Here is a 13,911-nt window from a genome sequence, read left to right on the forward strand (position 1 = left end):
CGTCCCGGACGGCGGCGCGGCGGCGCCGGCAGCCGGACGCGGGAGCCTCCCGGGCCGCCGCCAGAACGCCGCAGGCGCCCGCTCGCGCGCAGGACGGGCCCGCTGCACCCCAGGGCGTTCCCGCGGCCGCACAGACGCCCTCACCGCCGGACGCCGACCCGGCCCCGCTCCCCCGCCGGCGCGAACGTCCTGAAGCGGCCCCGCGGCCCGAGCCCGCGCCGCGGCCCGCGCCTGCGGCCGCGCGGGAGACGCCGGCCGATCCTCACGGGCTTCCGGTTCCGCCGCTGCACGGCGCCCCGCACCCGACCTCCGCGCCCGCGTCGCAGGAGCAGAGCGTCCCGCACGGATCGCAGGCGGCCCGCCTCACCACCCCGCAGCCCGCGCCCTTCGGTTCGCAAGGCGTCCCCTCGAACCCGCAGCCCCACGGCTCACCGGCGGCGCCCGGAACGGCCCCGGGTCCGCAGCAAACGGCGCGGGACATTCCCCGGCCGCCGGAGCTCGGCCGTAGAGGCGCCGCCGTTCCCCCCATGGAGGCGCCGACCGCGTCCTCGTTCCAGCCGCCCGCCGCCCCCGCGCGCACACACGAGGAACCCCTCGTCCAGAGCCCGCCGCCGCAGGCTCCGGCGTTCGACCGCGTAGAGCCCGTGGCCCCGCGCGAGACGACGCCGAACCAGGTCCCCCTGGACCCACCGGGACCGACGCGTCCCACTGTGGTGCCCCAGGACGTGCCCCTGCCGGTGGGCGATGTTCCTCGTGAGACCGTCCCGAGCGGCGACGCGGCTCCGGAGAACGCCGACCGCCTGGACGCGGCGTCCGAGACCGTGGTCATGCAGAAGGTCCTCCGCCGCGAGCATGTGCAGCACTACCTGGAGGGCGGTTACGACCTCGTCGCCGGGTACGTGCACCGGCTCCAGGACGTGGCGGAGCTGAACACGCCCGCCGCCCTGATCCGCTGCCTCGGCCTCGTGTACGAGGGGTCGCCGTTCGCCCCCGGCGACGAGGAGATCTTCGTGGTCCGGTGGCCCGCGGTGAAGCCGTCGCTGTTCCGGCGGCCGCTGGGCGGCATCGACGAGTGGAGCATGGGGATCATCCCGGGCGGCTGGGTGATCGAGAAGGCGCCGTTCCCCGGCTCGGGGTACGCGCCGGGCGACGGCCCCGCCGTCCCCGAGTTCAAGATCGAGAGCCAGCGGCTGCCGCACGGCGCCGAGCTGTACCGGCTCGACGCGGCCGGGCGGGAGTCGCTGGTCGCGGCGTACGACGCCGACCTGCGCCGCTGGCTCGTCAGGCTCCCGGGAGGACGGGGATGAGGGTCCGGCACGGCTTCTTCGCGCGCTGGCGCGGCACCGAGTACGAGGCCAGCCCGGACGGCGACCGGGTGCGGCTCTACGTCAGCGAGCACGCCGACGGGTTCCGGCAGATCAGCCCGGGCCGGTTCGTCCAGGTGGTGCCGGCCTCGGAGGTCGAGGACGTCCGGTACGTCAGCACGTACTGCACGTGGCGCGGCGAGCCGTTCGTGGTGCTCGGCGAGCACCAGGGGTGGCTGCGGGTGGAGTACACCGGCGGCAAGGCGCCGGTGGCCGAGAGCCTCGGGCTGGAGCTGTTCGACCGCGGCGTCTACCAGGCATGGGCTTCCAAACACGAGGTCGAGGACGTGCGCGAGGAGTCGGTCTGAGGCGAGCCCGGCCCCGGCCGGCCGGGCGATCGGTGGTAGGTCTTGGGCATGGCGGTCATCGACATCAACGCCGACCTCGGCGAGGGGTTCGGCATCTGGGAGCTGGGCGACGACCTGGCGTTGCTCGACGTCATCACGAGCGCGAACGTGGCGTGCGGGTTCCATGCCGGCGATCCGCTCATCATGCGGCGGGTGTGCGCCGCGTCGGTGGAGCGCGGCGTGACGATCGGAGCCCAGGTCTCCTACCGGGACCTGGCGGGGTTCGGCCGCCGTGAGATGGACGTGGCGCCGCCGGAGCTCACCGCCGAGGTGCTGTACCAGATCGCCGCTCTGGACGGCATCGCGCGCGCGGAGGGCGGCCGAGTGAGCTACGTGAAGCCCCATGGCGCGCTGTACAACCGCATCGCCCGCGACGCCGTGCAGGCCGCTGCGGTGGCGGACGCGGTGCGCGCCTACGACGCGACATTGCCTCTGCTGACGCTTCCCGGGTCGGCCGTGCACGAGGTCGCCCAAGGGCTGACGGTGGTGGCCGAATGCTTCGCCGATCGCGCCTACACGCCGTCGGGCGGGCTCGTGTCGCGCCGTGAGCCCGGCGCGGTCGTGCACGATGCGGACGCCGTCGTGCGGAGGGCGGTGCGGATGGCGGTGGAGGGAACGGTCGTCGCGGTGGACGGCACCGAGGTCCCCCTTCAGGCGCGTTCCATCTGCGTGCACGGTGACACACCCGGCGCGGTGGCGCTCGCGGAGTCGGTCCGGTCCGCGCTGTCCGGCGCGGGCGTCGCGCTGGAGCCGTTCGCGTGAGAGTCCTAAGGGCCGGTGATGCGGCTCTCCTCGTGGAGACCGGTGACCTGGCGACGGCCCATCGGCTGAACGCGGCGCTGCGCGAGGCGTCCTGGCCCGGCGTCGTGGACGTCGTCCCGGGCGAGCAGACCGTCCTGGTGGTGGCCGACCCGTCCGCCGACCTCGACCGTCTCGCGGCCCGGCTGCCGGACCTGGCGCTGCCCGACGACGCGGAGGGCGACGCCGAACCGGTCGAGATCCCCGTGGTCTACGACGGGGAGGACCTCGACGAGGTGGCGGCCCTCACCGGGCTGTCGCGGGAGGAGGTCGTCCGCAGGCACGCGTCCGGTGCGTACACGGTCGCGTACCTGGGCTTCTCGCCCGGCTTCGGCTACCTGACGGGCCTGGACCCGGCGCTGCACGTGGCGCGCCGCGAGTCGCCGCGCACGGCGGTCCCGGCGGGATCGGTGGCGATCGCGGGACGGTACGCGGCCGTCTACCCGTCCCGGTCGCCGGGCGGCTGGCGGCTCCTCGGCAGGAGCCGGCTGCCGTTGTGGGACGTGACGCGCGAACCGCCGTCCCTGCTGCGGCCGGGGACGCGCGTCCGGTTCGTCCCGGAGGAGCCTTCTTGATCGAGGTCCTCCGGCCCGGCCCGCTGGCGACCGTCCAGGATCTCGGCAGGCCCGGCTTCGCCCACCTCGGCGTGCCGCGTTCGGGCGCGGCCGACGAGCGCGCCCTGCGCCTCGCCAACCGGCTCGTCGGCAACCCCGAAGGCGCGGCGTGCGTGGAGTTCACCTTCGGCGGCGGCTCCGTGCGGTTCCACGAGGACGCCTGGGTGGCCGTCACGGGCGCACCCTCGCCGATGTGCATCGACGGGCGCGCGCATGGGACGAACGCGCCGTGCCATGTGCGGCGGGGAGGCGTGCTGGAACTGGGCACGCCCGCGCACGGCCTGCGCAGTTACCTCGCCGTGCGCGGCGGCATAACGGTCGACCCTGTGCTCGGAAGCAGGTCGACCGACCTGCTGTCGGGTCTCGGGCCCGCGCCGCTGTCGCCCGGTGCCCGGCTTCCGGTGGGGCCTGCGGCGGACCTGGGCGCCATCACCGTGGACGTGGCGCCGGTCCCGGGCATGCCGGAGACGCCGGTCCTGCGCATACTGCCCGGCCCGCGCGCCGACTGGTTCACCGAGGACGCGATGGCGACGCTCACGTCGGCGCCTTACCAGGTGTCGCCGGACAGCAACCGGGTGGGCATCAGGCTCGACGGGCCCCCGCTGGCACGGTCGCGGGGCGGGGAACTGGGCAGCGAGGGCATGGTCACCGGCTCGGTCCAGGTGCCGCCCAGCGGCCTGCCCATCGTCTTCCTGGCCGACCATCCGACGACCGGCGGCTACCCGGTCGTCGCGGTGCTCGCCGCGGCGTCGGTGCCGGACGCGGCGCAACTGCGTCCAGGGCAGCACGTCCGATTCCGGACCTGACGCCGCCCCCGGCCCGGACGGACGCCCCGGTCAGGACAGCGGCCCGGTCAGGACGGCCGCCTCCTGGTCAGGACAGGGGCGCGGGCGCGGACCCGTCCAGATGCGAGACGTCGTTGAACCCGCGGATCGACGACAGGCCCTCCTTCCACACCAGCACCGAGATCGACCCGTTGTCGGGGGTGAGGAACGCGAACGGCCGGGATCCGGTGGCGGCCGCGAGCGCCTGCCCGATCACGCCGCCGTGGGTGAACACCGCCACGCGTCCGCCGGGATGGGCGGCGGCGACCCGGCCGAGGCCCTCCCGGACGCGGGCGGCGAACGCCTCGTCGGACTCCGCGCCGGGGATGACGTCCCAGCGCTCCTCCGCGACCATGCGCTGGGCGACCGGGTCGTTCTCGGCGACCATCTTGCGGAACAGGCCGCCCTCCCACTCGCCGAGATGCACCTCGCGCAGGGCGGGCTCGACGCGCGGCTCGATGCCGAGCTTGCGCGCCAGCGGGGCGGCGGTCTCCGCGGTCCTGCGCAGCGGGGTCACGTAGAGGGCGTCCAGCCGGGTCGACGCGAGCCGCTCCGCGACCCGGTCGGCCTGCTCGCGGCCCTCGGGCGCCAGCTCGGGATCGCCCTGACCGTCCACCAGCGGGAACGGCGCGTCGGGGCGGGCCGGTGCGGAGGCCCCGTGCCGGATCAGCAGCAGTTCGGTCGCGCCTTCCGGCGGCTGGTAACGCCTCTGCCGGTATTCGACCGGCTGGTCCCGCTCGTCCACGGAAGGCACCTTATGCGGGTCGCTCGCGGCCGCATCACGCCGGGGTGAAGGATCCCGCGCGTCCGGCGCGCCGCCGACGGTCAGGCCAGGAGCCGCCCCAGGCGTTCCCGCTCGGCCTCGAGAGGCCCGGCCGGGAGGTCTTCGAACGCCGTCACGGCCGGGTTCCCGTCCTTCGCCTCCCACACCCCGGCGACGCGTCCCTCGTGCAGGACGACCGGGGAGATCCAGCCGCCCGTACGGCTCACCTCGGAGCGCCGATCGACCGGGATCAGATAGAGGGCGCTGGTTCCAGCTCCCAGGACGTACTGATCGAACGCCCCCAGGAGCCGCACCGACGTGGCCGGTGCGGTGTCCACCAGTTCATCGAGGTGCCCCTCCAGCACGTGCATGGGCACGCCCTCGACCTCGACCATGGACAGCCCGTCCGCGGCGGCGTCGAACCAGCCCTTCACGTCCTTCTTCCGGTTGCCCTTGCGCATGAGCCAGTTGTCGAACATCTCGGGCGTGGCGGGGCCGTGCGCACCGAGGTAGGCGTGGATGACCGTACGGGCGGCCTCGTCCACGGGCGGCAGCCCCTTCCATGCGGGCAGCCAATGCTCCGGTGCCGTGAACGTGACCCGCGTTCCCTGCGGCGGCCCGTAGCAGAGGACGCCCCACCAGGCCAGCGGCTTGAGGAGCGTGCCCCACCCGGAGCCCAGCACCTCCGCGAGGTGCCGAGAGCCGGTCTCCTCCACCACGGCGGCGGTCAGCTCCTCGCGCGTGAGCGCGCCCCCGCCCGCGAGCGCTTCGGCGGCGGCTCCGGCGATCGCCTCCAGATCGGCGGGGGTCGCGCCGAAGTTCCGCTGCCAGGTCGCCTTCTCCCAGTTGCGGACGGCGGCGCACAGCACGAGGTAGGCGGCGACCTCGTCCGCCGGGAGCAGGTGCAGTGTGCCGCGCATGGCCCACGTCTTCACGAGCGTCCTGTCGTCCAGGACCGCGCTCGCCACCTCACCGGGCCTGGGCGTCTCCTGACGGACCGCCACGGCGAGCTCGGCGGCGGAGGCGACCTGCGCCTGCACGCCCGCCAGGCGCCGCGCGATGTCGACGGCCGAGACATCGCCGGGCGATTCGATGTACTGCCGCCGCATCCGCCAGGCCAGCACCTGCCCCCACGTAACCGAGGTCATCACCCGATTAGACACCGGACCGCCGACAGAATCGCCCGGCGCGGGGCTCAGGCCAGGCGGTGGCTGAGTTCGGCGAAGGCGTCCCGCACGTCGTCGGCCGTCAGCAGGGTCAGGTCGGCGGCGGTCGCGGCGGATCCCAGCCCGGCCGCCCGCAGCGCCCGGCACGCGCACGCCTTCTCGTACAGGGACCGCGCGAAACGGCCGTTGCCGAGCTCGTCGATGCGGCCCGTCCCGCAGACGTGCTGGAAGACCAGCGCGAGGTCGTCGAGGGCGCGCTCCTCCCACTGGTCGCCGCCCTGCTCGGCTATGAGCTGGGCTATGCGCAGCAGTTCGTCGGGCCCGTAGGAGGGGAAGTCCACGCGGACGTCGAAGCGGGACGCGAGCCCCGGGTTGGACGCCAGGAAGCGGTTCATGTCGGCCTCGTATCCGGCGAGGACGACGACGAGGCGGTCCCTGTCGTCCTCGGCGCGCTTCAGCAGGACCTGCACCGCCTCGGCGCCGAACGCGTCGCCGCCCGAGTAGCCCGGGTTGGTCAGCGCGTACGCCTCGTCGACGAACAGCACGCCGCCGAGCGCCGAGTCGACGACCTTGTTCGTCTTCAGGGCCGTCGCGCCGAGGTGCTCGCCCACGAGGTCGGCGCGCTGCGCCTCGACCACCTCCGGCCGCGCGAGCAGCCCGAACGCCGCGAAGATCCGGCCGAGGACCCGCGCGACCGTCGTCTTGCCCGTCCCCGGCGGGCCGGTGAACACGAAGTGCCGCGTCGGCGGCCGCGCGACGAGCCCCTGCTCGCGGCGCATCCGCGCCACCTGGAGCTGCGCGGCGATCTCCCGGACCTGCCGTTTCACCGGTTCGAGCCCGATCATCGCGTCCAGCGAGCCGAGCGCCTCGTCCAGCGTCGGCGTCTCGGCGTAGCCGCGGTACCGCTCGGTCACCTCCGCGAAGGCCGTCTCGACGTCCTCTTCGAGCAGGGTCACGAGGTCGTCCGCGCTCGGTGCGGCCGGTTCGCCGGACGACGCGACGGCGTCGACGACCCGTACGTCACGCGCGCGCGCCGCCGCCTCGGTGAGCGTGCGGACGAACCTTCCGTTGCCCAGCTCGTCGACGATGCCGCGGCGCTCGACCTCCTCGAAGCGGGCGGACAGCCGGTCGCGGGCGCCGGGCGAGAGGCGGTCCTCGCGGAGGCCCGTGTGGTACTCGGCGATCTGGAGGAGTTCGGCGGGCCGGTACGACGGGAAGTGCACGCGGGTGCCGAAGCGGGACGCGAGGCCGGGGTTGGAGCCGAGGAACTCCTCCATCTGCGCGTCGTATCCGGCGAGGATGATCACCAGGTTGTCGCGGTCGTCCTCGGCGCGCTTGAGGAGCGCCTGCACGGCCTCGTCGCCGAACCGGTCGGGCTGTCCTTCGGCGGAGTTGACGAGGGCGTACGCCTCGTCGATGAAGAGCAGCCCGCCCAGGGCGGAGTCGACGAGCCGGTTGGTCTTGATGGCGGTGGCGCCCAGGAACTCCCCGACGAGGTCGGCGCGGTGGGCCTCCACCACCGTCTGCCGGGGCAGCAGCCCGAACGCGTAGAAGATCTTCGCGAGGACGCGCGCGACGGTGGTCTTGCCGGTGCCGGGCGGTCCCACGAACACGAAGTGCCGCATGGGCTTCTCCGTGGGCACGCCGGCGGCGGCGCGCATGTGCGCGGCCTCGATGGACGCGGCGATGGAGCGCACCTGCCGCTTGACCGGCTCCAGCCCGATCATGGCCTCGAGCTCCGCGAGGGCCTCCGCGACGGAGATGCCCGGTTCGTCCGTCCCGCCGGCGTCACCGGTCGCCGCGGCGTCCACGGCACCGGCGGCTTCGGCCGCCTGAGCCGCCGCACGCGGCCGCTGGGCCGCCTGCGCGGCCGCCGGGGCCCCGGAAGCCGAGCCGGGCGCGTCGTCGCGCGAGGCGCCGGATGAGGGCCGCGCGGACCCGCCGGTATCCCGCCGGTCGGGCCGGTCACGCTTCTCCGGGCCGGAGGGGTTCCGCCGAGATGCCACCGTCGCGTCCCCCTTCGGGGCGGCCTGCTCCTGCACCCAGCCGGTCTCGTACGCCTCGGCCGGGACCGCGCGCCGCGCCTGGTCCCAGCGGTAGGCGAGCACCGCGAAGGCCGCGGCCCATCCCGGCAGGACGCTCGCCTGCGGAAGCGGATGCGCGATCGCCGCGGTCGCCACCCCCGCCGCGCCGAGCGCGAGCAGCGCCGTCCGCCAGGGCGCGTACCCGCGCAGGCGGAAGGCCATGAACGCCACCGGCAGGGCCAGCAGCGCGAGCAGCAGTTCCGGGCCCAGGTAGGGCGGGTGCCCGCCGTCCGGGTAGAGCCGGCCCAGCGGCACCGACAGCGCCAGCCATGACGCGACGACCGCGACCACCGCCATCCCGGTGGGCGAGCGGAGCGTCAGGTGGACGACGATGAGCAGGATGACCGCGAACGCCGCCGTGCCGAGGACCGGCCCGCCCGCGACGACCACCGCCGCCAGCACGAGCGCGACCAGCAGGACCCCGCCGAGGAACCGCAGCCCCGCCGGGATCTGGAAGTAGCGCCAGCGCAGGCGCTCGAAGAGATCCCGCGCCGCGGCGTCCTTCGCCGGGCGGGAGCGGGACCTGCCAAACAAAGCCATCAATAAGCGAGTAAAGCGCAGGACAGGCCGGAACGGGACTCCCCGCGCCGCGTTCATTGACTCCGGTGGAGGCCGCCCGGTCGGGAGTCCTGTTCGCACCGCCGCGAGACCAGGACATTTGTCCTGCGAAGAACCAGAGGTTCGGCTCTGCAGCCGGCCATGGCGCGGTCCGTAGCGTCACGGACATGACAGTCCAGACGACGGAGGCGGCGAGCGCGGTGGAGTTCGCCGGCGTCACCAAGAGCTACGGCGCCGTGCGGGCTGTGGACGGCCTCGACCTGCGGCTCGACCGCGGGACGTCGGTGGCGCTCCTCGGGCCGAACGGCGCCGGCAAGTCGACCGCCATCGGCATGCTCCTCGGCCTGCTGCAGCCGGACTCCGGCACGGTCACGCTCCTGGGCACGCCCCCAGAGCAGGCGGTGCGAGCCGGCCGTGTCGGGGCGATGCCGCAGAGCGGCAGGCTGATCGGCGGGGTCACCGTACGGGAACTGCTCGGTTTCGTCAGGCTCGCCTATGCCAGAAAGGCCAAGGCGATCGGGCGCGCCTCCACCGTGCCCGCCCTGAGCGAGTTGATGGAGACGGCGCGGATCACGGAACTCGCCGGGCGGAAGGCCGACCGGTTGTCGGGCGGGCAGGCGCAGCGGGTCAGGTTCGCGATCGCCATGGCGGGCGCGCCCGACCTCGTCGTCCTGGACGAGCCCACCACGGGTCTCGACATCGAGGCACGGCGGGAACTGTGGGCGGCCGTCCGCGGATACGCGGAAAGGGGCGGCACGGTGCTGTTCTCCACGCACTACCTGGAGGAGGCCGACGACCATGCGGACCGCATCGTCGTCATGGACCGCGGACGGGTCGTCGCCGACGGCACGAGCGACGGCATCAAGCGGCGCGTGCCGGGCCGCACGGTCAGCTTCGACCTGGTAGGCAGCGCGCCGTCCCTGGGCGTCCTGCCGGGCGTCGTCAGCAGCGAGGTCGGCGGCGGCCGGGCCAGGCTCCACACCACCGACTCCGACGCGACCGTCCTGGCGCTCGCCGAGGCGGGCCTCGTCCGGAACCTGGAGGTGACCGGCGCCCGGCTGGAGGAGGCGTTCCTCACCCTGACCCATGCCCGCGGCGCGCGCGCGGAGGGAGGCGCACGATGATCGTGCACTACGTCCGGCTGGAGATGGTGCGTCTCCTGCGCGACCCCGGATACCTGGTGATGAGCCTGGTCTCGCCGCTGACCATGTACCTGGTGTTCACCTCGCTGGACCTGACCGGTGACTCCGGGCAGGGCGGCGCGGTGTACTCGATGGTGGGCATGGCCGGCTTCGGCGCCATCGGCGCGGTCATGGGCAGTGGCGTCGCCATAGCCGAGGACAAGCCGATCGGCTGGATACGGCAGCTCCGCCTCCTGCCGCTACGGCCGCTGGACGTCGTCGTCGGGCGGGCGCTGTGCGCGATGGTCGTCACCCTCCCGCCGATCCTGTCGGTGTGCCTTGCCGGAGCCCTGGTGAACGGGGTGTCGCTCGGCGCCGGGCAGTGGGCCGCCGTACTGGTGCTGCTGTGGGCGGGCATCGCGCCGATCGCCGTACTCGCCATCGGCCTCGGCTATCTGCTCACGGGCCAGCAGGCGCAGATGGCGGGGCTCGTCTGCTACATGGGCCTGTCCCTGCTCGGCGGCCTGTGGGTCCCCATCTCGAAGTTCCCCGGCTGGCTGGAACGCCTCGCCACCGCCACCCCCATCAACCGCTATGGGGAGCTCTCCTGGCGCGTGACCGACGGCGACGCCCCGTCCCTTACGGGGGTACTGGTGCTCGCCGGATGGGCGGTCCTGTTCGCTGCGGTCGCCGTGTACGGCTACCGGCGCTCGGCGCGTTCGGCGTGAGCGTCCCCATCCGCGTACCGTTTGCGCGTGAGCGAGGAGAGCACCGGGTGAGGCTCTGGAAGGAGGCCCCGCCCCGGCGGACGCCCGACCTGGACCTGGACAAGCTGGACCGCAACGGCCCCGAGGGCGGCGCGTTCGTCTTCTGGCTGATCATCCTGCTGTGGCCGCTGCGCGACATCGTCGAGGGCCGGTCGCACCCCGTGTGGCTGGCCGTCCTCGCGCTGCTCGCGTTCGCGGCCGTGCACATCGCCGTGGCCCGCACCGCGTTCGACGGGCGGGTGCCGATCAAGGTGCCGGTAGGGCTGCTGCTCGTGGAGGCGGGCGTGGCGTCGGCCGCCACAGCCGGCTTCCAGCACCGGTGGTTCACGCTGTGGCCGCTGCTGGGGCTGGCCACCGGCATCGTCGTCGGGCACATGCCGCGCCAGACGAAGGGCCCGGAACTGCCGATGCTCGTCGGCATCGGAGGCGTCTCTGCGCTGTGCATCCTCGTCTCCACTGCCGCCGGGGAGGACGCGCAGACCGTCCTCGGCAGTTGGTACGGCGTGGTCACCGCCGCGCTGGTGACAGCGGTCGTGCTGCGCCTGTTCACCGTCATCGGCATGCTCCGCGCGGCGCGCGAGGAGCTGGCGAAGGCGGCCGTCGAGCAGGAACGGCTCCGCTTCTCCAGGGACCTGCACGACCTGCTCGGCCACACGCTGTCGGTCATGGTCGTGAAGGCGCAGGCCGTCCGGCTGGTCGCCGAGCGCGATCCCGCGGTGGCCGCCGAGCAGGCCGCCGACATCGAGAAGGTCGGGCGGCAGGCCCTCGACGAGGTGCGCCAGGCGGTCTCCGGCTACCGCGGGCGCGGCCTCGCCGAGGAGCTCGACGCGGCGGTCACCGCGCTGGCGGACTCGGGCGTGGACGCGGCCGTCCGCCGGGCCGGGCCGCCGCTGCCGCCGGAACCGGACGCGCTGCTCGGCTGGGCGGTGCGGGAGGGCGTCACGAACGTGATCCGGCACAGCGGCGCCCGGAGCTGCGCCATCACGATCCGCAACGACGACGGCAGCGCGACCGTGGAGATCAGCGACGACGGGACCGGCCCGGGCCGGAACGCCGCCGCCGAAGCGGTCGGCGCCGCGCACGCGGCCACCGGCCGGGACGGCGGTGACGGCGACCGGTCCCGCGCGGAAACCCCGGGGCTCTCGCTGGGCTCCGGCGGGCACGGCCTGCGGGGGCTGGCGGAACGGATGGGGGCCGCCGGCGGCACCCTCCGCACGGGACCCGCGCCCGGCGGCGGGTTCCTGCTGACGGCCACCGTGCCGATCTGACGGACGCCGCCGGCGCGGACCAGCGGACCAGGGCGGCGCGGCGGCCGGACGGCGCGCCGCGGCGCCGGTGGAGAATGGGGCCTGGAGGAAGCCCGTGATCAAAGTTCTGCTCGCCGAGGACCAGGGCATGATGCGCGGCGCGCTCGCGCTGCTGCTGGGACTCGAAGAGGACCTGGAAGTCGTCGCGCAGGTCGGCGACGGCGCGCGGGTGCTCGAAGAGGCCCTGCGGACGCGCCCGGACGTGGCGGTGCTCGACATCGAGATGCCGGGCCGCAGCGGCCTCGACGTGGCGGCCGACCTGCGCCGCGAACTGCCGGGCTGCAAGGTCCTCATCGTCACCACGTTCGGCCGTCCCGGCTACCTGCGGCGGGCGATGGAGGCGGGCGCGAGCGGCTTCCTGGTGAAGGACGGCCCGATCGAGGACCTCGTCGCCGCGCTCCGGCGCGTCCTGGCCGGGGAGCAGGTCGTCGACCCCGCGCTGGCGACCGCCGCGCTGTCGGTGGGGCCGAACCCGCTGACCGAGCGGGAGCGGGACGTGCTGACCGCCGCGTCCGACGGCGCGACCATCGCCGACATCGCCGGGCGCCTGCACCTGTCGGAGAGCACCGTCCGCAACTACCTGTCCTCGGCGATCGGCAAGACGGGTGCGCGCAATCGCATCGAGGCGGTGGGGACGGCCCGCCACAATGGCTGGCTGTGACCACCGAACACGTCCCTGAGGACGCCTCTTCCACCGGCCCGGCCGACGCGCTGCCCGGTCTCGATCCCGCTCCCCCCGCGCACGGGGACGCCACGCGCGCGGCGGGCTACGAGATCGAGCGGGAGTTGCGGGACGCGCTCGCCGGGGGCGACCGCCCGGTCAGGATCGCGGGCGTGGACGAGGTCGGCCGCGGCGCCTGGGCGGGCCCCGTCGTGGTGTGCGCCGCGATGACCGACCTCAGCGCGCCCCCGGTGCTGCGCGGGCGCGGTGACCGAACCGTCGCGCTGACCGACTCCAAGCTGCTCACGGCAGCGCATCGCGCGTCGTTCGCCGAGGTGCTTCCGGGATGGCTCGCCGGGCACGCCATCGGCGCGTCCGCGCCGGAGGAGATCGACGAGGTCGGCATGACCGAGGCGCTGCGGCGCGCCGCCGTGCGCGCGCTGGAGGCGCTGCCGCACCCGCCGGACGTGGTGATCCTGGACGGCAAGCACGACTTCCTGCGTCGCCCCTGGCGGGTGCGCTGCGAGATCAAGGCGGACCAGCGGTCGGTGACGGTCGCGGCGGCGTCCGTCCTGGCGAAGGTCCACCGGGACGGCCTGATGGCGGATCTGGAGCACGAACATCCGGGCTACGGGTTCGCCGACAGCGCCGGGTACCCGTCTCCCGTCCACCAGCGGGCCCTGGAGGAGTCCGGGCCCACCCCGCACCACCGGCTCTCCTGGTCCTACCTCGACGACCTGCCGCGATGGCGGCACCTGAAGAAGCACCGCGACCCGCTCGCCGGGGAGGGGCAGCTCAGCCTCCTGTGAGGGCGCCTCCGCGCGGGCGCATGAGTCATCCCCCTCAGCCCGGGTACGCGTCGGTCTACGGGAGGTGCAAGCCATGGACGCCGTCATCAAGAAGCTGCTGCGCGAGTCCGGCGAGACGTTCGCGGAGGAGGCCGGGATCCCGCTGAAGGACCAGCCCGCGGCGCTGTTCAAGCTGCTCGTCATGGCGAACCTGCTGAGCGCCCGCATCTCGTCGGACATCGCGCTCGCGGCCGCGCGGGAGCTGTTCGAGGCGGGCGGCGGGACGCCGCGCGGCATGGCGAAGCTGACCTGGCAGGAACGCGTGGACGCGCTGGGGCGCGGCCACTACGTCCGCTATGACGAGAGCACCGCGACGCGGCTCGGGGACATGGCGGAGATAGTCCAGGACAAGTACAAGGGGGACCTGCGCAAGCTCGCCATAGAGGCGGGACGCGATCCGCACAAGGCCGCCGAGCTGCTCCGGGAGTTCCCCGGCATCGGGCCGACGGGCGTCGACATCTTCTGCCGGGAGGCCCAGGCCATGTGGCCGTGGCTGCGCCCCTACGTCGACTCGCAGGTCAAGAAGGGCGCGGAGCGGGTGGGGCTGCCCACCGACGCCGGCAAGCTCGCCTCCAAGGTCCCGGAGAAGGACCTGGCGCGGCTGAGTGCCGCGCTGGTACGCGTGGCCCGCGACAAGAAGCTCGCCGACGCCGTCAAGGCCTGATACGCGCGCCCAGCGCGCGCGGGCG

General features: G+C 74.3%; 14 protein-coding genes. 11 read left to right on the plus strand and 3 right to left on the minus strand.

Features of this window, described 5'->3' with window-relative positions; all coding sequences use genetic code 11:
* Positions 1-527 precede the first annotated feature (527 nt).
* From ABZ914_RS09795 to ABZ914_RS09815, 5 genes are read left to right on the plus strand one after another with little or no spacing between them, the layout of a single operon-like run.
* A complete protein-coding gene (locus ABZ914_RS09795; RefSeq protein ID WP_500192628.1) occupies positions 528-1,307 on the plus strand; it encodes a hypothetical protein in 780 nt (259 codons plus the stop codon).
* The gene (locus ABZ914_RS09800) at positions 1,304-1,672 is read left to right on the plus strand and encodes a UCP033725 family protein (RefSeq protein WP_190858019.1); all 369 of its coding nucleotides are present in this window, start codon (positions 1,304-1,306) and stop codon (positions 1,670-1,672) included. Before ABZ914_RS09795 ends, ABZ914_RS09800 begins: the two co-directional genes overlap by 4 nt.
* 48 nt (positions 1,673-1,720) lie before the next feature.
* On the plus strand, positions 1,721-2,473 hold the full coding sequence (locus ABZ914_RS09805; protein ID WP_433247428.1) for a LamB/YcsF family protein: 753 nt from the start codon (positions 1,721-1,723) through the stop codon (positions 2,471-2,473).
* On the plus strand, positions 2,470-3,084 hold the full coding sequence (pxpB, locus tag ABZ914_RS09810) for a 5-oxoprolinase subunit PxpB (protein WP_190858023.1): 615 nt from the start codon (positions 2,470-2,472) through the stop codon (positions 3,082-3,084). The genes ABZ914_RS09805 and pxpB overlap by 4 nt, the downstream gene beginning before the upstream one ends.
* Positions 3,081-3,929: a 5-oxoprolinase subunit C family protein gene (locus ABZ914_RS09815; protein ID WP_500192629.1), complete on the plus strand. Its 849-nt coding sequence runs from the start codon at positions 3,081-3,083 to the stop codon at positions 3,927-3,929. The genes pxpB and ABZ914_RS09815 overlap by 4 nt, the downstream gene beginning before the upstream one ends.
* 67 nt (positions 3,930-3,996) lie before the next feature.
* On the opposite strand, the gene ABZ914_RS09820 is transcribed toward ABZ914_RS09815, so the two are convergent.
* The 3 genes from ABZ914_RS09820 to ABZ914_RS09830 form a co-directional block, all read right to left on the minus strand.
* Positions 3,997-4,692, minus strand: a complete 696-nt coding sequence (locus tag ABZ914_RS09820) for a histidine phosphatase family protein (RefSeq protein WP_500192630.1) — start codon at positions 4,690-4,692, stop codon at positions 3,997-3,999.
* 80 nt (positions 4,693-4,772) lie between these two features.
* Positions 4,773-5,858 (minus strand): winged helix DNA-binding domain-containing protein, encoded by a 1,086-nt coding sequence (locus ABZ914_RS09825; protein WP_500192631.1) that lies wholly within the window; start codon positions 5,856-5,858, stop codon positions 4,773-4,775.
* Between the two features lie 47 nt (positions 5,859-5,905).
* On the minus strand, positions 5,906-8,500 hold the full coding sequence (locus ABZ914_RS09830) for an AAA family ATPase (RefSeq protein WP_500192632.1): 2,595 nt from the start codon (positions 8,498-8,500) through the stop codon (positions 5,906-5,908).
* Between the two features lie 185 nt (positions 8,501-8,685).
* On the opposite strand from ABZ914_RS09830, the gene ABZ914_RS09835 reads away from it, so the two are divergent.
* From ABZ914_RS09835 to ABZ914_RS09860, 6 genes are all read left to right on the plus strand, one after another.
* The gene (locus tag ABZ914_RS09835; RefSeq protein ID WP_500192633.1) at positions 8,686-9,642 is read left to right on the plus strand and encodes an ABC transporter ATP-binding protein; all 957 of its coding nucleotides are present in this window, start codon (positions 8,686-8,688) and stop codon (positions 9,640-9,642) included.
* Positions 9,639-10,367: an ABC transporter permease gene (locus ABZ914_RS09840; RefSeq protein WP_433150367.1), complete on the plus strand. Its 729-nt coding sequence runs from the start codon at positions 9,639-9,641 to the stop codon at positions 10,365-10,367. Before ABZ914_RS09835 ends, ABZ914_RS09840 begins: the two co-directional genes overlap by 4 nt.
* Positions 10,368-10,414: 47 nt before the next feature.
* Positions 10,415-11,674: a sensor histidine kinase gene (locus ABZ914_RS09845; RefSeq protein WP_500192634.1), complete on the plus strand. Its 1,260-nt coding sequence runs from the start codon at positions 10,415-10,417 to the stop codon at positions 11,672-11,674.
* A gap of 94 nt (positions 11,675-11,768) precedes the next feature.
* The gene (locus ABZ914_RS09850; protein ID WP_190858039.1) at positions 11,769-12,374 is read left to right on the plus strand and encodes a response regulator; all 606 of its coding nucleotides are present in this window, start codon (positions 11,769-11,771) and stop codon (positions 12,372-12,374) included.
* 50 nt (positions 12,375-12,424) lie between these two features.
* Positions 12,425-13,183, plus strand: a complete 759-nt coding sequence (rnhB, locus tag ABZ914_RS09855; RefSeq protein WP_500192658.1) for a ribonuclease HII — start codon at positions 12,425-12,427, stop codon at positions 13,181-13,183.
* A gap of 73 nt (positions 13,184-13,256) precedes the next feature.
* Positions 13,257-13,886 (plus strand): HhH-GDP family DNA glycosylase, encoded by a 630-nt coding sequence (locus tag ABZ914_RS09860; protein ID WP_500192635.1) that lies wholly within the window; start codon positions 13,257-13,259, stop codon positions 13,884-13,886.
* Positions 13,887-13,911 lie beyond the last annotated feature (25 nt).

Source organism: Spirillospora sp. NPDC046719, from assembly GCF_040645715.1.
Taxonomy (GTDB): domain Bacteria; phylum Actinomycetota; class Actinomycetes; order Streptosporangiales; family Streptosporangiaceae; genus Spirillospora.

What these genes read in the sequence shown, in the direction of transcription:
- ABZ914_RS09795 (WP_500192628.1), top strand. Translation starts at nt 528, where the DNA reads ATGGAGGCGCCGACCGCGTCCTCGTTCCAGCCGCCCGCCGCCCCCGCG.
- ABZ914_RS09800 (WP_190858019.1), top strand. Translation starts at nt 1,304, where the DNA reads ATGAGGGTCCGGCACGGCTTCTTCGCGCGCTGGCGCGGCACCGAGTAC.
- ABZ914_RS09805 (WP_433247428.1), top strand. Translation starts at nt 1,721, where the DNA reads ATGGCGGTCATCGACATCAACGCCGACCTCGGCGAGGGGTTCGGCATC.
- ABZ914_RS09825 (WP_500192631.1), bottom strand. Translation starts at nt 5,858, where the DNA reads ATGACCTCGGTTACGTGGGGGCAGGTGCTGGCCTGGCGGATGCGGCGG.
- ABZ914_RS09830 (WP_500192632.1), bottom strand. Translation starts at nt 8,500, where the DNA reads ATGGCTTTGTTTGGCAGGTCCCGCTCCCGCCCGGCGAAGGACGCCGCG.
- ABZ914_RS09835 (WP_500192633.1), top strand. Translation starts at nt 8,686, where the DNA reads ATGACAGTCCAGACGACGGAGGCGGCGAGCGCGGTGGAGTTCGCCGGC.
- ABZ914_RS09840 (WP_433150367.1), top strand. Translation starts at nt 9,639, where the DNA reads ATGATCGTGCACTACGTCCGGCTGGAGATGGTGCGTCTCCTGCGCGAC.
- ABZ914_RS09860 (WP_500192635.1), top strand. Translation starts at nt 13,257, where the DNA reads ATGGACGCCGTCATCAAGAAGCTGCTGCGCGAGTCCGGCGAGACGTTC.